The organism is Bacteroidales bacterium (genome assembly GCA_016707785.1).
In the GTDB taxonomy this organism is placed as follows: Bacteria; Bacteroidota; Bacteroidia; order Bacteroidales; family UBA4417; genus UBA4417.
The window spans coordinates 115,104-133,227 of record JADJGZ010000058.1; the positions used below are offsets into that span (position 1 = coordinate 115,104).

Genomic DNA, 18,124 nt, shown 5'->3' on the forward strand with positions numbered 1-18,124 from the left:
ATCAAGAACAGTTAACTGAAAATCTGTTGTTTGAGAGAGGTTTACTGTAGTAGGGTTCTGAATATCAGGGTTGGAAAGTAGGTTTGCTGGCTCCCAATGATAGGAATATGAACCACTTCCTGCTGAACCAGCCCCTGGAGTGTTGTATAAGTACCATAGGGAATTGATACATCAAGTCCGGCATGAGCTACAGGGCTGGGATTGATTTCAATTGATTTTAAAGATTGCCCGACACATCCATTATTTGAGGTCACTTTTAGTAATACATCATAATTCCCTCCATTTGGATATATATACGAAGGGTTTTGAATATTGGATGTATCAGTACCTACTCCAAAGTCCCAGTGCCAGGCTGCAGCTGACCCCCCTGGTATCAAACTCGCGTCGGAAAACAAGGTCGCAAGCCCGGAACAAGTATTACCATAGGTAAAATTGGCCAGGGGTTTAGGACTTACATTGACTACAGCACTGCCAGAAGCAATACCATTGCATATCTCATTTGCTACCTGGGTAATTGTATAGGTAGTAGTGGATGTTGGATGAACATATATTGTTTTGGGAGAGGTTACTACCTGGATATTAACCGGCGTTTGACCAAAAGCGGATAGGGTTACGACCCATGGTGGATGATTCTGGCAATTAATGATGAGTTCTGTAGAATCTCCCTGGCAGATATTAGCACCCCCAGTAAGAGTAGCCGTCGGTTTGTTATAAATTCCAACAGTAGTGTAATTTGTATCGGCACTAGGCTGACCGTTCACTGTAACCCAAAGTGAATAAACCCCCGCCATGCTAAGTTGAGCATTCATTCTTATTGGATTTTGGAGAGTGGATGTCCATCCATCCGGGCCTGTCCAGTGGTATACCGCATTGTTCATGTTTGCAGCACCCAATTGCAGGTTTTCTCCCACGCAAATGGGACCATTATTAGCAGCGGCCGGCGGAAGAATGGTACAATCTGTGGCACCTGAACCTCCCGTCTGAGAAAACACAATATTACATGCAGCATTTGAATAGTTAGTAATGATAATAATGTAATACTTACCATTAACTGCATTTGCGATATCACATACTTCTGTTGCTGCAGTAGAATAACTACAATCAACAATCTTGTTGCTGGTTAGTTGTCCGCAAGCGTTCTGTGAGTCAAATGGACCCCAGCAACAAAAATCAATATCATGAGCAGGCTCACTATGCATTGTAATCTGAATCATGCCCGGCATAGCTATTTTCATATAATACCAGGCCGGATTAGGTGTTGAACCCAGGCAACCATAAGCAGGCCCTGCTTGCCCACTACCGGCATTTACACCAGCAGGAAAGCTATAAGATGTACCTGTACAAAATGGCAAGGCTCCTTCACAGACATTGTTATTATTCTGCGCCACCAACAGGCTTGAAATGGAGAATAGTAATACAAAACCTAGTAATAATCTTTTCATAGTCGGGGAAGTCTTACTTATCTGAACTTATTGTATTTAGCGGATAGGCTATCTTTCTCTTCCACCGACAGCTTGCTTCCTTGCTCAATAGCCTTATTAATGTAATTCTCCAGGTTTTTGACGACCTCGTTAGAATCATATTCCAGGCTGGAATAAATATTAAGAAATGGTACTGAAATATCTGTCTTGTCGATCACAACTTTAGGATCGGCGAAGATAGACTCTACTACTAATGCCTTTTCATAAAACCCCGGAAGTTGAGTCAGGTCAAGGGTATAATGAACCCGGCTTTCTTCAGTGCCAACTATTTTGACAATAGGATCTTTTTCAGACTTATCATTTTCTAAAGTCTGAGCCAGTAGGTTCAGAGGAAGCAGCAATAGGAATAAATAAAGCCACTTTGCAGGATGATTGAGTTTTTTTAATTTCATATTGTATGCTAAAGATTTCTATATCCATTTATTTCATTGTTTTACCCCAGGCATAGAAAATATATCTTCACCTGCCCGGCAGAAAGTACACAAAAAGCACAAATGAATATTAAAGGGAAATATGAAGTGAAACTATCTATTTACCAACATATTGGCAAACATTTTATAGATTGAATCGAGTGGGTTTAGTTTATGAGAGCTGTTAGTATTGCAATATTAGTTAAATTTTTGATTTGCATCAGTATAGGCTAATATTTTTCTAACAATCAGGTAATAAACAACGCTTTCAGGAATGGAAATCCTGAAAGGAAATTTGAGCTCATAATTCAGTTAACAGAGAAATTACCGGATCAGCACAATCGTCCCAAACACAGGTTCGGTCAGCTTATCATGGTTCCCCACATCCTTATTATTCCAGATGGTTCCATCGCGGAAGATGGCCTGGATCTTCCAGACATACACATCCTGCTGAACAGGGTGGCCTTTGTAGGTTCCATCCCAGTACTCCACGGGTGATCCTCTCTCATCCAGTTGCTTGGATTCCCAGATCATGGCTCCGTGTGAGTTATACACCTGGCAGTGGTAAGTAGCAAGGTTCTGACCCACCGGTTTCCATATCCTTGTCTGCTGTAGCGTACCTCCCGGGGCAAAAGCATTGGGGACATACAAGCCTTTGAAGAGCAAGGTATATAACATGCTGGTAGTATCCGAACAGCCCTGCTCATTCAGGGTCACCAGGGTCACGGTATAGGTGCCGTCTTCGGTGTAGGTGATCAGTGGGGAGGCCAGTGGGGATATCTCTCCATTGCCAAAGTCCCAGTGGTATTCATCGGCTCCGATGGATCCATCGTTGAACTGTACCTGTCCCTGCACCTGTTCTACATCTTCTGTATAACTGAAAGCACTCAGTGGTGAGGGTTCTACATCTACCATTGCTCTTAATGTATCAGCACATTGGTTGGTATCGCTGGCGGTCAGCAGTACCCTATACCTGCCGATACTGTCGAACACGAACTCCGGGGTAGATCCCTGCATTGAGCCTAAAAATCTTCCCAAACTGTCACTCACCCTCCATCCCCATAGGTTCAGCGGGGCAAGGTAAGGATCTGAATGGTCGAAGAAGTAGGTCGGATGCCCCACACAGGCTATCGAGCTGTTAAAGGTAGCAGAAGGCAGTCCATGGATTATCAGGCTGGTGGTGGCGGTATCACGGCATCCCGACTGGTTGGTGACAATCAGCCTGGGGTCATAACTGCCCGGGGGCAGGATAAACCCAGGAGGGTTGCGGTTTACAGCGGTGTCATACACACTCTGCGGATCACCAAACTCCCAGCGGTAAGTGAGTAGTGTAGCTCCATTGGCTTTGGTGGTATCGGTAAACATCGACTCCTGTTTGTAACATACATCCTGTGTTGAAAAGCCTGCCATAGGTGTGGCGATTACCGTGATCACCCTTTGTGTGGAGTCACTGATCACGCTGCCCCCAACGATCGTGCTTACCCTGAGTTTTACAAGGAAAGTACCCGGCTGGGTGAAAGTATGGGTGGTGAGGGATTGATAGCTGTTATAAGTGGTCGGTTGTGCGGTATCTCCCCAGGTCCATACCCACTGACTGATCTGTGCATCGCAGGTGGAAAAGTCCGAGAACGCAAGGGCATAGTTCTGACATAGCAAGGTGTCTGATGGCGTATAGGCTGCCACAATACAGGGGGAACGCTGAATGCTGTCTGTGACTGTTGAAGTACAACCATTCCCATCCACCACAGTCAATGTGGTTACATAGGTTCCGGCTGTGGTGTATTTATGCGTGGTGCTGGTATTGGGGGCATTGATGGTATCCAGTGTCCCGTCGCCAAAGTTCCAGTACATGGTAGTAATAGCACTTGCGGTATCGATGCTTTGGCTGGTAAAGGTGATGGTTGAGTCGCAGCTGCCCGGGGTATAATCGAACAATGCTACAGGCAAAGCATGCACCTGCACGCTTTGGTAATCATCCGCCTGGCATCCGAACTGGTCTATGGTGGAGAAGTTAATGGTATAGAAGCCCGGGGCGGTAAAGGTATGTCCCGGGGTTTTGAGGGTGCTCAGGTTCTGTGCACCGGACTGTGGATCCCCAAAGTTCCACTGGAAACTGATCAGGGAATCGGCAGGAGCAGCAGGGGTGAGCAACTGCGGGGTGAACTGCATAGGCTCACCGAAGCAGGACTGTGTATAACTGAAGGTAGCAGTGAGCTCTGAGGGGACACATACCTGCTGGAAGGCTGTATCCACACATCCACGGATATCGGTGATCATCAGCTTTACCTCATAGCAGGAGTCAATGGCATAATACACATGGTTGGGGTTCTGTCCATTGCCATACTGGTAAGGTTCAAACTCCCAGTTCCATCCTGTTACCAGTGCCTGGTAGCTCCATGAGGAGTCCTGGAACTGTACCGCTCCATTGGCACAGGGACTGGCTGAGTATTTAAAGTAGGCCGTAGGCTTGTTCCATACCTGCAGTGGCATGGTCTTCACATGGGTGCAGCCATGCTCGGTAGTGGTGGTAAGGGTGATGGTATAGGTGCCTGCTGTATTGAAGGTGTATTGCGGGTTCTGCATAGTGCTGGTATCAGCGGTGCCTGAGAGGCCAAAGTCCCAGCTCCATGCAACAAGGGTATCTCCCAGCGGGGCAGAGCTAAGATCGGTGAACTGTGTGGGGGATTCGGCACAGGCCTGCTGGGCCATAAAGTATGATTGAGGTGCACTGTGGATGGTCACCGGATGGCTGATGGCATTCTGGCACCCGAGGTATCACTGATGGTGAGTATCACGGTGAAAGTACCGGCCACTCCATAGCTATGCTGCGGGTTTTGTGTGTTTGCAGTGGGACTGCCATCACCAAAGTTCCAGTTGTAAGTCTGTACCGCTCCCACCTGTGTGGCGGTGGTATCGGTAAAGAAGGTGGTGGCTGATCCAAGGCAAAGCAGGCTGTCATTGTAAAAATCTACTCCTGGTTTTGGAACAATGGATACATTCTGTTCCAGTGTATCCTGGCATCCTGAAGCATTGGCAGTAATAAGCCTTACCAAATAAGTGCCCGGGTTGGCATAGTTATGTACCGGGTTGGTTTGGGTACTTGAGTTGCTGCTTCCCGATGGGGGATCGCCAAAGTTCCAGCTATGGGATACCAGTGTGGGACCTCCATTCAGACTGGTCTGGTCGGTAAACTGTGTGGCTTGTCCCTGGCAGGTATTCTGGTAAGAGAAAGCCGTGAGCGGGGAAGCAGAGATGGTCACAGGGATAACACGTGTATGGCTGCAGCCCTGTTGTGTGCCCAGGGTCAGGCTTACAAGGAAAGTGCCCGGCTGGCTGTAGGTATGTGTTACCGTGGGGTGGTAAGTAGTAAAGGTGGTATCTGTATCATCACCGAACTGCCAGTACCAGTTGTTGATTATTCCGCCATTGCCATTGCCCAGGTCGGTGAAGGTGATCTCTGTGCCTGAGCAGGCAGGGGTGTTAAAGCTGAAGTTGGACAGCGGCCCGGGGGTTACCACCACTGCATTGGTCTTGGTGTTTATGCACCCTGCCGTATCGGTGATGGTGAGCATCACATTGAAGGTGCCGGACTGGGCATAGATATGCATCGGGTCCACAAGGGTGGAACTCAGCCCATCCCCGAACTGCCAGTACCAGCTCTGGGTGGCATTTACATTCACCGTAGTGCTGGAAGTGAACTGGGTGGTATCACCACTGCATCCTGCCACTGAACTAAAATCTACCAGAGGTGGTGGGGTTACATTCACTGATGAAGTAACCGTATCGCTGCATCCGCCTGAGATAATGGCTATCAGCCTTACCGTATAGGTCCCTGCGGTATTGAAGTTATGGATAGGGTTCTGCTGGCTGCTCTGGTTGGAGCTGCCTGAGCCCGGGTCACCAAAGTCCCATTGCCAGTTGGAGATGCCTGAGGTGGTATTGCTTAGAGAAAGATCCGTGAATGATACCGCTGCTCCCTGGCAAGCGGCGCCATGACTGAACAGCGCCGTAGGTTTGGGAAGGATGGTAAGGGTTTTAGTCTGCAGGTTGGAGCAGGAATCGGAGCTTTTTACTGTCAGGGTTACATTGAAAGTCCCCGACTGTGCATAGGTATGTGATACAGAGGCTGTAGCAGGGAAGTTGATAACCTGTGTAGTGCCATCACCAAAATCCCAGAACCAGCGCGTTACATATCCTGCGGCAGAAGTGGTAAGATCGGTGAACTGTATTTGCTGATCATCACAGGCAGGAGAAGAGAAGTCGAAGTTCACAAGGGGCAGCGGAACGATGATGATCGGGTGGCTGCGCTGGTTCTCACATCCTGCCGTATCGGTAACGGTGAGCGTGACGGTATAAGTCCCGGCAAAAGTATATACATGGCTGGGAGACTGAAGGGTACTGCTGCCTCCATCCCCAAAGCTCCAGTACCAGCTGGCAATGGTGGGGATAGCCATGCCTGCAGGGCTGAACTGTGCCGGATTATCCTGGCAGGCGCTCTGGAAGCTGAAGTCGGTAACAGGCAAAGGCTTGATGGTGACAGGGTAGCTGATCGTATCGGAGCAGCCATTTAAGGTGAGGGTGATCAGTTCACCGTATAGGTGCCCTTGCAGCATAGCTGTGATTGGGGTTTTGATCAGGCTGGTGTTGAAACTCCTCGAACCGGGTCGCCAAAGTTCCATTGCCAGGAGGTCAGGCTTTGACTTCCGGAAGTGGTGGTAAGGTCGGTGAAGTGTACAGGGCTGTCCTTGCAATGGCCCGAGCTCATAAAGTCGGCCGTGGGGGAACCAAAAACATTCACCAGACGGGAGTAGCTATGGGTACAGTCTTCGGAGTTAGTCACCGTGAGGGTCACATTGAAAGTACCTGTTACGGCATAGATATGGCTTACATCGGGGATCGCAGGGAAAAGGATGGTCTGAACAGGGCTCCCATCGCCAAAGTCCCAGCTCCAGCTGGTCAGGTAGCCTGTTTCTGTGGTACTCTGATTATTGAAGCTGATGGTTTGTCCCTGGCAGTTATCGGTAGCAGAGCTGAACAATGCCGTTGGCGGTGGGGTAACAACCAGGGTGTGGGAACGGGATCCTTCGCAGCCTGCCGTATCGGTGATGGTAAGGATTACCGTATAGGTGCCTGCTGCAATATAGGTGTATTGTGTGTTGCGGGTATTGCTCGTGGAGCCATCGCCAAAATCCCAGTGGTAGGTTGCTGTAGCATTCAGGTTGATCAATGTACTGTCGGCCCAGAAATGGGTTGGGGTACCAAGACAGCCGGTGGTACTAGTAAAATCAGCCAGGGGGGCGCCTTTTACATTCACCTGTCGAAGGATAGTGTCGCTGCAGCCATTAAAGTTCTGTACAATCAGGGTTACATTATAAAGTCCTGCTGTAGTATATAAATGAGTAGGGTCTTCCAGGGTGCTGGTGTTCAAAGATCCAGAAGCAGGATCTCCAAAATCCCAGCTCCAGCTGGTAACGGCTCCCCCTCCATTGGTGTTGCTGGCATCGTTGAAAATAGCAAGTTCATTCTGGCAGTTGCTCCAGAAGTCAAAGCCGGCAAGGGGACGGCGGGTGACAGTGATAGTGGTGCTGTAAATATCCGTGCAACCCCGACTATTCAATATGGAAAGAGTAACAAGGTAAGTTCCGGCACCAGCGTAGGTATGCACAGGGTTAGCGGTGGTAGGAAAATTGATGGTATCATTGGGAGAACCATCTCCATAATTCCATATCCATTGATTGATATAGCCTTGTCCTGCCGGATTAATACTCAATTCAGTAAATTGTGTGGCATCACCCAGGCAGTTTGGTGTATTATATGAAAAGAATGCTGTGGGATGCGGTCGCACTTCAACCGGATGACTGATAGAATAAGTGCAATTATTGGTATCCTCCACATTAAGTGTTACTTGAAAGATACCGTAAGTCGGATAGATATGCCAGGGGTTAATAGGTGCATTAAAGGTAGCAAAGGTGCCATCACCGAAATCCCAGTGCCAGTTGCTGATTTTATTGATAAATGCCCCTGAAACGGTAAAGAAAGTTGTATCTGTATTACAAACTGGTAAAGTAGTGAAGTCAGTAACAGGGGTTGGATTCATGATCACGTTGACGGTATCCTGCATCATCAGATCACAATTTCCAACAGGGTTTGTGCCTCTGACAGCGTATTGCCCAGGAGTGCTTTTAATTCCAAAACTTAATGGATTTCCTGTTCCGGGAAGCAGGCTTCCTTCAGGCAGACCGTTTAGCAGGAGTTCATAAGTCATTCCGACCTGGGAGCCTGATAGTCCTATGGTTACTCCAGGAGTGCCTTCACAATAGAAACCTCCATTGCTAACTGTGACCGTGAAGGGATCAGGAAGCGGAAAAACTGTAATAGCTGCTAATCCGTGAATTGAATCATTTGGGGTATTACAATAGATATCATTGCTGGCACTAATCCAATAACTGGTAGTAACTGGAGGACTCACATTGAATGTATATGGAGAACTCATGATATTATTAACTATAACGGGGGTCGTTCCATTGGTATAGGTTACTGACCATGGGGGTGTCCCGGTAAAGTCAATGGTAATGGGCGTAATCTCAGCTTCACAAATACTTATCGTACCACTGATAGTAGCGGAAGGATCCGGGTGAACTGTAAGCCACATAAAGTCATCACCTGTTAAACTTTGGCAACCAGAGAGATCGAGTGATAAAACAACAACATTACCGACGTCATTTGGCCCCGGAGTATATGTAGGATTTAATGTATTTGGGTTACTGAAAGTTCCATCACCTGTGGTAATCCATGTATGGTATTCTGGAATTGAGCATTTGCATTAAGCTGATAGGGCCTTTGTCCGCAGATTTCATCGTCAGGGCCGGCATTGCTAATAGGAGTAGGGTCAATTTTGAGAATGATCTGGTCATTGACGAAAGTCCCGCTGCAAACACCAACACCTTCTAAAGTCAGGGTAAAGGTGATATTCCTGTCAGTTGTTGAAAGATCAATAGGTCCGGCAAAATATACTGGATTAAATATATTCGGATTACTGAGGAATCCATCTCCACCTGAGATTGTCCATTGAATATTAGCTGCATTGTAATTGTTGCCTACACCATTCAACTGGAATTGGGTAACATTACTGCATATATAATCATCCGGGCCTGCATTTACTACAGGATGTGCCTGTAATTGAAAGATCCCGGGAATCACTGACGATCATAGAGGAACATGCTAATCGTCCCTGGGCTGACAAAGTAAGGGTGACTACTCCTGCCAGGAAATCAGGATTTCCCGGGATATAAGTAGGTGATAGTATTGATGTGGAACTATAAACCCCGGATCCCCCACTCCATGTGATTGTTGAATAGTTGGTAGCATTTGCCCCAAGAATAGGGATTGGTGCATTTACGCAAAATGCTTCATCCAGTCCAGCATATACAGTTGGCATGGGATCAATATTTAAAACCATCTGATCTGTGACCAATTCTGCAGAACAAGCGCCTGATCCGGTGCCGGTCAGTGTTAGCGTTACTATTCCAAGGACGATATCATTAGGCCCAGGTGAGTACACAGCATTCAACTGGTTCAAATTACTGAAAGTCCCGTCCCCGCTGCTGCTCCATTCATTAACAGTACAATTCTCTGAACTTCCAGATAATGTGTACGTATTTGCTGAGCAGATAGTTGCATTGCTACCTGCACCAACATGAGGAAACGGTGATATACTCAGTATCATTCCGTCCAAATCTGTTTGACCTGCACAACTTAAGGCTCCATGAACTTCCAGTGTCAGGTAAATATCACCTGTTTCATCTGGCATCGGATTATAGGTAGGGCTAACTGTATTTGCTCCACTAAGGCTACCTGTACCGGTTTCTGTCCAGCTGATCCCTCCTGTTATTGCATTCTGAGCTGAGGCCCCGGTAACATTGAATACTGTGCCCTGGCATATTGCTGCGTCAGGACCGGCATTGGCTACCGGCATTGGATCAATGGTCAGTTGCATCTGATCGTTTACATCTGTACAGGGTGAAGCGGCAATTCCATTCAGTGTCAGGGTAATGACTCCACTCTCACCCGGTCCGGGAGTATATACAGGATGAAGGAAACTGGAGTTGTTGAAACTACCGGTTCCTGTATGGGTCCATAATAAGGAAACATAGTTTTGAGCCGTAGAACCGGAAACTGTAAAATTATTATTCTGACAAATAGATGCATCCGAACCAGCATTCGCATTAGGCTGGCGGGTAATACTCAGTGTCATTGAAGAAGTCTGGATCGGGCAGGGTGAAACAGCGGATGCTGCAAGAGTTAGGGTTACTGATCCTGATATAATATCTGCCGGACTGGGAGTATAAACCGGGTGTAATGTCCCTGTATTATTGAAACTACCACTACCGCTGGTATTCCATTGTATAGCTGTATAATTACCGGCGGTTGAATTCAATAATGTATAACTGCCTCCTTCACAAATAGTTGCATTATCACCTGCAAAAGCATGTGCTGCAGGTTGGATGGTAAGCTGCATCTGGTCCACGACAGGTGTGCAGGGTGTAAGAGAGTTTGCTGTAAGGGTTAATGTGATTGTACTCGTTCCATTCCAACCCCGGAGTTAAGTAGGATGCAACTAGCTTGAATTGTTTCAATGTCCCTGTACCTGTATGGGTCCAGATTATAGTGGAATAAAATAAGGCACTGGATCCTGATACCACATAACTCCCGGATTGGCACATACTGGCAGCCGGACCTGCATCTGCCACAACCTGGCGTGTTATTTGCAAGGTCATTGCAGATACAGCACTCTGACATGCTGCCAGGGAATTTGCCGTCAGCGTAAGATTCACATTCCCCGATTGGATATCTGCTATACTGGGCGTATAAACAGGATGTAAGACACTTACATTATTAAAGGTTCCTGTTCCTGAACTGGTCCATGACAGAGAGGTATAATTCGCTGCATTCGAGGTGGAAAGTGTGAAGCTACTACCCTCACAAATACTTGAGTTACTCCCGGCAAAAGAAGTTGCAGAAGGATTAATTGTCAGGTTCATCGAATTGGTGATCCTGGACGCAAGGTGGATTGCCATTGGCTGTCAATGTTATAACAACTACTCCGTTTTCGGTCACACCGAAGTATAGGTTGGGTTAAGGTACATGCATTAATCAAACTTCCCTGACCATTGTGACTCACAAAACAGAGGTATAACAGCTGGCCGTGGCCGGGGTAATAGTAAACGGTGAATTCTGGCATGTGGTGGCATCAAGACCTGCATTGGCGTTGGGCCCGAAGTATACTAACGGAACGTGAAAAGTTTTCACACAGCCAAAAGCAGATGTTGTTGTGAGTGAAACATTATATACTCCACCAGTTGCATAGGTATGGGTAGGATTTTGCAGCGAACTGGGAGCACTCGCATCTCCAAATGTCCAGTTCCAGGAAGTAATCGAACCTGATGGAATAGTTGATGTATCAAAAAAATGAACCAATGCCCCAGTACACGTATCTGAACAACTGAAAGAAGTTACTGGAAGGGGGTTTACGGTTATGATCTTTTTGTGAGAACAGAGAACATTGTGATTGAAGTTGTGGTACCTGCACCGTATCATTGCCTGCCACATTCCAGAGAATATTTACGGAAGTCCCGGTATTACGGGTTGAATATTTCCACCATAGACTGACCAGTTATAACTATTTAGACCGGAAGTGATTGTAAAAGTAGATGTGGTTCCCATACAGGCAGAAGTTGGACCTGTTATCTGTGGGTTGCCGTTGGTATTTACAGTAATGAACAATGATGGGGAATTAAGACCATATCCGCAATCTGTATTCCAGCCTTTGACAAATAAGGTTCCACTCACTGCTGTTGACGAAAAATTTATAGTAATGCTGTTGGTTGTTGTGGTTTGGGTAGTGCCATCCGGAAGTGTCCAGATATAGTTCACTGTTGAGTTCTGTGCAGGCACTGTGTAGGTAACACCGATCTGACCCTGACATACAGGTGTGGGACCTGAGGGCATTGCAGGTGTGGGGGAGTTCTGATTAAAACCAGGTCCTGACTTATGGTAGCCTGTAGATAGTACCACCAACTATTAACCATTTGATCATGCTGAGGGGGATTGGGAGGAAAATTATGACAACCTGTTATTGTCGCACTGGTAGGATAAATACATCCTGAAACAGTATTACTTCCACCCCCAAGATAGGAGTCATCCCAATAAATGGGTAGAATAGCACTTCCTGAGGGTACAGGCCTGACAATATCCACCTTGATTCCTTTACTTGCATTTTCCAATATCCCATAATGGAAGATTGGTAAGGCCATTGAGGTAATCAATATCCATGTTTACCGAGGCACCATTCTGGACTGTAACCCCTAAACCATTCACACCATTCCAATGTATTGTATCCCAGGTCGCACAATTGGTGGAACCCGTCACACTTTTACTCAGGGTAACATCTTCAGGGCCGGATCCGGTCGGTTCACAGTCGATAGTAATAGTCACAGATCCGGGCTTATTGACCTTTACCAGGATATCAATGGTCCCATTACAATATGAGGTATTACTAACTTCACAAATTTGACCTAATGTTCCTGTGGGGTAGACGTTGGAATCAGGATCGTTGAGGAAGATTTTATATTGTGGTAAATCACCGGAAGAGGGCCAGTTATCAAGAGATTTACGATCAATAGCCCAATTTCCGCTATTTGTAACAATTTCATTGATTACAATACACTACATAAGTTCCGCCATTCCATTCATTGATATTCAATTTATCAACTATCTGGTCATCAGTATAAATAAACAAATTGGCCGGATAAGATAGAATATTATCGGATCCGGTACCATCAGTGAATTGCCAGGCTTTGCTCCAAAGTCGTCCATTCTTTACAGTAGTCCCATCAACAACGCTGATATCGAAAAACCGCATATCTTTACTATTATAGAAATGTCCTCCAGTAGAATTGGAAGCAAATTCGAAATAGTAATTCCCGGTCTTTGTTGGAGTCAGAATCAAAGGATCATATCCTGATGGATTGACGGTTCCAATCTTTGGGCCATTATAAGCCTCTGTCCAGGTGCTGATATAACCATTGCCGGTTGTTGGAATAGCTGCCAGTGAATATCCGGCAACAACAATCCCATCAGGATCTTTGATCTGGTAATATATATTCTGTGAATCGTCATTAAATCCAAAATAGATCTTTTCTGTTGTTGATTGCTAATATATACATTCAACCGGTATTTCTCCGGACAGCCTACATAAGCAAACTGGATTCTATGTGCAGCCAAATCTTCTTCAAACACAACCCTTAAACGGCGATTGGGCGTGGAGAACCAACAGAGTGTATTTTGAGTTTTGTAAAAGTCATAAGCAAATTGAGTTCATAGGCCACCTTCCAGATAAAAGTCTGTTTATTACCTATGTTACAAAGATAATATAATGCAGTCAATAAAAATATCAGAGCGAAAAATCTGGCATTCTTGCATTTAGCTAAGAAAACCAACAAACATAATGGTGGAATTTTCTGATGAAAAAATATTATCTATAGATTTGATACTTGTCCTGTCAGAAAAGCATTTTTTATATAGATAAATCTATTAGATAGATTTTTAGAAATAAACAGATATTTAAACAAACAGGAGAACCCATTATGGATTCTCCTGCCCGTTGATTGAAACAACTCTTGATTACCTGATCAGCACATTGTCCCAAACACAGGTTCGGTCAGCTTGTCATGGTTCCTACATCCTTATTATTCCAGATGGTGCCATCGCGGAAGATGGCCTGGATTTTTCCAGACATACATCCCGCTGAACAGGATGGCCTTGTAGGTTCCATCCCAGAACTCCACCCGTGATCCTCTCATCCAGCTGTTTGGATTCCCAGATCAAGGCTCCATGTGAGTTATATACCTGGCAGTGGTAAGTAGTAAGGTTCTGTCCCACGGCTTCCATATCCTTGTCTGCTGTAGAGTACCTCCCGGGGCAAAAGCATTGGGGACACAATGCTTTGAAGAGCAAGGTATATAATATGCTGGTAGTATCCGAACAGCCCTGCTCATTCAGGGTAAACAGGGTCACGGTATAGGTGCCGTCTTCTGTAAGTGATTACGGGAGGCCAAGGGTGAGATTTCTCCATTGCCAAAGTCCCAGTGGTATTCATCGGCCCGATGGATCCATCGCTGAACTGCACCTGTCCCTGCACCTGTTCTACATCATCTGTATAACTGAAAGCACTCAGTGGCGAGGGTTCCACATCTACCATTGCCCTTAAGGTATCTGCACACTGGTTGGTATCGCTGGCGGTCAGCAGCACCTTATACCTGCTGATACTGTCGAACACGAACTGGGGTAGATCCCCGCATTGAGCCTAAAAATCTCCCCAAACTGTCACCACCCTCCATCCCTCCCACAGGTCCAGTGGGGCAAGGTAAGGATCTGAATGGTCGGGAAGAAGTAGGCGGACGCCAACACAGGCAATAGAGCTGTTGAAGGTAGCAGAAGGAAGGCCATGGATTATCAGGCTGGTGGTGGCCGTATCACTGGAGCCCGACTGGTTGGTGACAATCAGCCTGGGGTCATAACTGCCCGGGGCAGATAAACCCAGGAGGGGTTACGGCTTCAGCGTGTCACAATACACACTGAGGGTCACCGAACCCCAGCGGTAAGTGAGATGTAGCTCCATTGGCTTTGGCGGTATCGGTGAACATCGACTCCCGTTTGTAACATACATCCTGTGTGGTGCAAACCCTAGCCATCGGGGTGGCGATTACCGTGATCACTCCTCTGCGTGGAGTCACTGATCACACTGCCTCCAACGATCGTAGTTCTTACCCTGAGTTTTATATGGAAAGTACCCGGCTGGGTGAAGGTATGGAGTGGTGAGGGATTGATAGCTGTTATAGGTGGTCGGTTGTGCGGGTATCTCCTCAGGTCCATACCCACTGGCTGATCTGGGCATCGCAGGTGGAAAAATCCGAGAACGCTAGGGCATAGTTCTGGCATAACAAGGTGTCGGATGGCGTATAGGCTGCCACAATACAGGGGGAACGCTGACTGCTGTCTGTGACTGTTGATGCACAATTATTCCCATCCACCACCGCCAATGTGGTTACATAGGTTCCGGCCGGTGGACATTTATGGTGGTACTGGTATTGGGGCATTGATGGTATCCAGTGTCCCGTCTCCAAAGTTCCAGCATGGTAGTAATAGAACTTATGGTATCGCTTTGGCTGGTAAAGGTGATGGTTGAGTCGCAGCTGCCCGGGGTATAACCTCGAACACAATGTTACGGCAAAGCATGCACTCAGCTTGGTAATCACCGCGGGGCATCCGAACTGGTCTCAGGGGCAGTTGATGGTATAGAAGCCCGGGCGGAAAAGATGTCCTGAGCTTGAGGGTGCTCAGGTTCCGCACCCGACTGGGATCTCCAAAGTTCCACTGGCTGATCAGGGAATCGGCAGGGCAGTAGGGGTGAGTCAACTGCGGGTGAACTGCACAGGCTCACCGAAGCAGACCGTGTGTATAACTAAAGGTTGCAGTGAGCTCTGAGGGGACACATACCTGCTGGAAGGCTGTATCCTCACATCCACGGATATCGGTGATCATCAGCACTTACATTATAGCAGGAGTCACTGGCACAATACACATGGTTGGGGTTCTGTCCATTGCCATACTGGTAAGGCTCAAACTCCCAGTTCCATCCTGTTACCAGTGCCTGGTAGCTCCATGAGGAGTCCTGAACTGAACGGCCCATTGGCACAGGGACTGGAGTATTGAAAGCAGGCTGTAGGGCTGGTTCCGCCTGCAGCGGCATGGTCTTCATGGTGCAGCCATGCTCGGTAGTGGTGGTAAGGGTGATGGTATAAGTGCCCGGTGGTATTAAAGGTGTATCGGGTTCTGCATCGTGCTGGTATCAGCGGGCCTGAGAGTCCAAAGTCCCAGTTCCATGCAACAAGGGTATTCCAGTGGGCAAGAGCTCAGGTCGGGAACTGTGTGGGAGACTCCGGCACAGGCCTGCTGGGCCATGCTAATGATTGAGGTGCACTGTGGATGGTCACAGGATGGCTGATGGCATTCCTGGCAACTGAGGTATCACTGATCGTGAGCACCACGGGTAAAAGTACCCGCCACGCCATAGCTATGTTATGGGTATTGTGTTTGCAGGACTGCCATCACCAAAGTTCCAGCTGTAAGTCTGAACGGCTCCTACCTGTGTGGCGGTGGTTCGCAAAGAAGGTGGTGGCTGATCCAAGGCAAAGCAGGCTGTCATTGTAAAAATCTACCCTGGTTTTGAACAATGGATACATTCTGTCCCAGGTATCCGGGCATCCTGAAGCATTGGCAGTAATAAGCCTTACTAAATATGCGCCCGGGCTAAGAAGTTAGTACCGGGTTGGTTTGGCATTGAGTTGCTGCTTCCCGATGGCGGATCGCCAAAGTTCCAGCTGTGGATACCAGTGTGGGACCGCCATTCAGACTGGTCTGGTCGGTAAACTGTGTGGCTTGTCCCTGGCAGGTATTCTGCAAGAGAAAGGAGAGCGGGAAGCAGAGATGGTCACAGGGATAACACGTGTATGGCTGCAGCCCCGCTGTGCGCCCAAGGTCAGGCTTACAAGGAAAGTGCCCGGCTGGCTGTAGGTATGTGTTACCGTGGGGGGGGTAAGTAGTAAAAGGGTATCATTATCATCACCGAACCGCCAGTACCAGTTGTTGATTATTCCTCCACGTTACCATTGCCAAGATCGGTAAAGGTGATCTCCGTACCTGGAGCAGGCGGGGGTATTGAAGATGAAGGGACAGCGGTACGGGGTCAGCCGACCACTGAATTGGTCTTGTGTTTATGGAGTTTGCCGTATCGGTGATGGTGAGGGTGACATTGAAGGTGCCGGACTGCATAGATATGCATCGCGTCCACAAGGGTAGAACCTGTGCCCATCCCCGAACTGCCAGTACCAGCCTGGGTGGTATTTCCTATATTCACAGCCGCTGGAAGTGAACTGGTGGTATCACACCGCATCCCGCCAATGAACTGAAATCTACCAGCAGGAGGTGGGGTTATATTCACTGACGCGGTAACCGTAGTCGCTGCATCCGCCTGAGATGGTGGCTATCAGCCTGACTGTACAAGTCCTCGCGGTATCGTAAGTGATGTAAATAGGTTCCCGCTGGTCAGCTCTGGTTAGAAGAGCTCTAGACGTCCGGGTCACCAAAGTCCGACCATTGCCAGTTGGAGATCCCCGAGGTGGTATTGCTTAGTGAAAGATCCGTGAATGAGACTTGCCGCCCCCTACAGGTATGCGCCATGACTGAACAGTGCCGTAGGTTTGGGAACGACGGTAAGGGTTTCAGTCTGCAGAGCTGGTGCAGGAATCGGATCTTTTATGCTGTCAGGGTTACATTGAAAGTCCTGCCTGGGTATAGGTATGTGATAAGAGTGAGGTAGTAGGAAGTTGGACAACTCAATGTTGCCATCACCAAAAATCCCAGAACCAGTGTGTTACATATCCTGAGGTAGAAGTAGTAAGATCAGTAAACGGAAATAGCTGATCATACAGGCAGGAGAAGAGAAGTCGAAGTTCACTAGGGGCAGCGGAACGATGATGACCGGGTGGCTGCGCTAGTCCTGACATCCCGCCGTATCGGTAACGTTGAGCGTAACGGTATAGGTATCCCGGCAAAGGTATAAGGCATGGCTGGGAGACTGGAAAGTACAGCTGCCTCCATCCCCCCAAAGCTCCAGCAGTACCAGCTGACAATGCTGGGGATAGCCATACTTTAGGGACTGAACTGTGCAGGGTTATCCCGGCAGGCGACCCCGAAGCTGAAGTTCGCATGGCAGGTAAAGGCTTGATGGTAACAGGTAGCTGATCGTGTCGGAGCAGCCAATTAAGCGTGAGGTGCAAGTTCAGTCACCGTATAGTTACCCGTTGCAGTACAGGTGGCAGGTTGGGTTGTTCATGAACTGGTGTTATCTGAATATTTGAACCAGGGGATCACCAAAATTCCAGTACCAAAGCGCAGGCTATTGACTTCCGGAAGTGGAGGTAAGGTCCGTAAAATGAAAAAGACTGTCTCTTGCAATGGCCTGAGCTCATAAAGTCTGTCGTGTGGGAATCCGAAAACATTCATCAGACGGGAGATGCAGGGTGCAGCCCTCGGAGTTGGTAATGGCACATATTGAAGTTTTTGTTACGGCAGGACATGGGCTTGAATGGGGGATCGCAGTGGAATGATGGT

Annotated in this window: 22 protein-coding genes; all 22 read right to left on the bottom strand. The window is 47.6% G+C overall.

Going from position 1 to position 18,124, the window contains the following annotated elements; all coding sequences use genetic code 11:
- Positions 1–41: 41 nt before the first annotated feature.
- The 22 genes from IPH84_19630 to IPH84_19735 all read right to left on the bottom strand — a co-directional run bounded on the left by IPH84_19630 (position 42) and on the right by IPH84_19735 (position 17,790).
- Positions 42–1,442, bottom strand: coding sequence for a PKD domain-containing protein (locus IPH84_19630; protein MBK7175370.1), 1,401 nt, complete (start codon positions 1,440–1,442; stop codon positions 42–44).
- A gap of 17 nt (positions 1,443–1,459) precedes the next feature.
- Positions 1,460–1,873 carry a hypothetical protein gene (locus IPH84_19635; GenBank protein ID MBK7175371.1) on the bottom strand — a complete coding sequence of 138 codons (414 nt, stop codon included), beginning with the start codon at positions 1,871–1,873 and terminating at the stop codon, positions 1,460–1,462.
- Positions 1,874–2,215: 342 nt separating this feature from the next.
- Positions 2,216–4,600, bottom strand: coding sequence for a PKD domain-containing protein (locus IPH84_19640; protein MBK7175372.1), 2,385 nt, complete (start codon positions 4,598–4,600; stop codon positions 2,216–2,218).
- 29 nt (positions 4,601–4,629) lie between these two features.
- Positions 4,630–6,570 (bottom strand): PKD domain-containing protein, encoded by a 1,941-nt coding sequence (locus IPH84_19645; protein MBK7175373.1) that lies wholly within the window; start codon positions 6,568–6,570, stop codon positions 4,630–4,632.
- Positions 6,525–8,543, bottom strand: coding sequence for a PKD domain-containing protein (locus tag IPH84_19650; GenBank protein MBK7175374.1), 2,019 nt, complete (start codon positions 8,541–8,543; stop codon positions 6,525–6,527). Before IPH84_19650 ends, IPH84_19645 begins: the two co-directional genes overlap by 46 nt.
- A 95-nt stretch (positions 8,544–8,638) precedes the next feature.
- Positions 8,639–9,091: a hypothetical protein gene (locus IPH84_19655; protein MBK7175375.1), complete on the bottom strand. Its 453-nt coding sequence runs from the start codon at positions 9,089–9,091 to the stop codon at positions 8,639–8,641.
- A complete protein-coding gene (locus tag IPH84_19660; GenBank protein MBK7175376.1) occupies positions 9,033–10,409 on the bottom strand; it encodes a hypothetical protein in 1,377 nt (458 codons plus the stop codon). The genes IPH84_19655 and IPH84_19660 overlap by 59 nt, the downstream gene beginning before the upstream one ends.
- A complete protein-coding gene (locus tag IPH84_19665) occupies positions 10,366–10,968 on the bottom strand; it encodes a hypothetical protein (GenBank protein MBK7175377.1) in 603 nt (200 codons plus the stop codon). The genes IPH84_19660 and IPH84_19665 overlap by 44 nt, the downstream gene beginning before the upstream one ends.
- 100 nt (positions 10,969–11,068) lie before the next feature.
- Positions 11,069–11,368: a PKD domain-containing protein gene (locus IPH84_19670; protein ID MBK7175378.1), complete on the bottom strand. Its 300-nt coding sequence runs from the start codon at positions 11,366–11,368 to the stop codon at positions 11,069–11,071.
- Positions 11,369–11,512: 144 nt separating this feature from the next.
- Positions 11,513–11,968 carry a hypothetical protein gene (locus tag IPH84_19675; protein MBK7175379.1) on the bottom strand — a complete coding sequence of 152 codons (456 nt, stop codon included), beginning with the start codon at positions 11,966–11,968 and terminating at the stop codon, positions 11,513–11,515.
- A 189-nt stretch (positions 11,969–12,157) separates the two neighbouring features.
- Entirely contained in the window at positions 12,158–12,385 is a 228-nt protein-coding gene (locus IPH84_19680) for a hypothetical protein (GenBank protein ID MBK7175380.1), read from the bottom strand.
- A 214-nt stretch (positions 12,386–12,599) separates the two neighbouring features.
- On the bottom strand, positions 12,600–12,899 hold the full coding sequence (locus tag IPH84_19685; protein MBK7175381.1) for a hypothetical protein: 300 nt from the start codon (positions 12,897–12,899) through the stop codon (positions 12,600–12,602).
- Positions 12,900–13,627: 728 nt separating this feature from the next.
- On the bottom strand, positions 13,628–13,966 hold the full coding sequence (locus IPH84_19690; GenBank protein MBK7175382.1) for a hypothetical protein: 339 nt from the start codon (positions 13,964–13,966) through the stop codon (positions 13,628–13,630).
- A complete protein-coding gene (locus IPH84_19695; GenBank protein ID MBK7175383.1) occupies positions 13,944–14,228 on the bottom strand; it encodes a hypothetical protein in 285 nt (94 codons plus the stop codon). Before IPH84_19695 ends, IPH84_19690 begins: the two co-directional genes overlap by 23 nt.
- A 407-nt stretch (positions 14,229–14,635) precedes the next feature.
- Entirely contained in the window at positions 14,636–14,824 is a 189-nt protein-coding gene (locus IPH84_19700) for a hypothetical protein (protein ID MBK7175384.1), read from the bottom strand.
- Positions 14,815–15,207, bottom strand: coding sequence for a hypothetical protein (locus IPH84_19705; GenBank protein MBK7175385.1), 393 nt, complete (start codon positions 15,205–15,207; stop codon positions 14,815–14,817). Before IPH84_19705 ends, IPH84_19700 begins: the two co-directional genes overlap by 10 nt.
- Before the next feature lie 260 nt (positions 15,208–15,467).
- Positions 15,468–15,710, bottom strand: a complete 243-nt coding sequence (locus tag IPH84_19710) for a hypothetical protein (GenBank protein MBK7175386.1) — start codon at positions 15,708–15,710, stop codon at positions 15,468–15,470.
- 154 nt (positions 15,711–15,864) lie between these two features.
- Entirely contained in the window at positions 15,865–16,023 is a 159-nt protein-coding gene (locus IPH84_19715) for a hypothetical protein (protein MBK7175387.1), read from the bottom strand.
- A gap of 238 nt (positions 16,024–16,261) precedes the next feature.
- A complete protein-coding gene (locus IPH84_19720; protein ID MBK7175388.1) occupies positions 16,262–16,414 on the bottom strand; it encodes a hypothetical protein in 153 nt (50 codons plus the stop codon).
- The gene (locus IPH84_19725; GenBank protein MBK7175389.1) at positions 16,360–16,605 is read right to left on the bottom strand and encodes a PKD domain-containing protein; all 246 of its coding nucleotides are present in this window, start codon (positions 16,603–16,605) and stop codon (positions 16,360–16,362) included. Before IPH84_19725 ends, IPH84_19720 begins: the two co-directional genes overlap by 55 nt.
- 92 nt (positions 16,606–16,697) lie before the next feature.
- Positions 16,698–16,952: a hypothetical protein gene (locus IPH84_19730; protein ID MBK7175390.1), complete on the bottom strand. Its 255-nt coding sequence runs from the start codon at positions 16,950–16,952 to the stop codon at positions 16,698–16,700.
- A 406-nt stretch (positions 16,953–17,358) separates the two neighbouring features.
- Complete coding sequence (locus IPH84_19735; GenBank protein ID MBK7175391.1) at positions 17,359–17,790, bottom strand: hypothetical protein; 432 nt, start codon at positions 17,788–17,790, stop codon at positions 17,359–17,361.
- Positions 17,791–18,124: the final 334 nt, after the last annotated feature.

Coding starts and splice junctions, on each gene's coding strand:
- IPH84_19630 (MBK7175370.1), bottom strand. CDS start 1,442: ATGAAAAGATTATTACTAGGTTTTGTATTACTATTCTCCATTTCAAGC.
- IPH84_19635 (MBK7175371.1), bottom strand. CDS start 1,873: ATGAAATTAAAAAAACTCAATCATCCTGCAAAGTGGCTTTATTTATTC.
- IPH84_19640 (MBK7175372.1), bottom strand. CDS start 4,600: ATGGCCCAGCAGGCCTGTGCCGAATCCCCCACACAGTTCACCGATCTT.
- IPH84_19645 (MBK7175373.1), bottom strand. CDS start 6,570: ATGGAACTTTGGCGACCCGGTTCGAGGAGTTTCAACACCAGCCTGATC.
- IPH84_19650 (MBK7175374.1), bottom strand. CDS start 8,543: ATGTGGCTTACAGTTCACCCGGATCCTTCCGCTACTATCAGTGGTACG.
- IPH84_19660 (MBK7175376.1), bottom strand. CDS start 10,409: ATGCAGCTTACCATCCAACCTGCAGCACATGCTTTTGCAGGTGATAAT.
- IPH84_19665 (MBK7175377.1), bottom strand. CDS start 10,968: ATGGCAATCCACCTTGCGTCCAGGATCACCAATTCGATGAACCTGACA.
- IPH84_19700 (MBK7175384.1), bottom strand. CDS start 14,824: ATGGACCTGAGGAGATACCCGCACAACCGACCACCTATAACAGCTATC.
- IPH84_19710 (MBK7175386.1), bottom strand. CDS start 15,710: ATGAAGACCATGCCGCTGCAGGCGGAACCAGCCCTACAGCCTGCTTTC.
- IPH84_19715 (MBK7175387.1), bottom strand. CDS start 16,023: ATGGCGTGGCGGGTACTTTTACCCGTGGTGCTCACGATCAGTGATACC.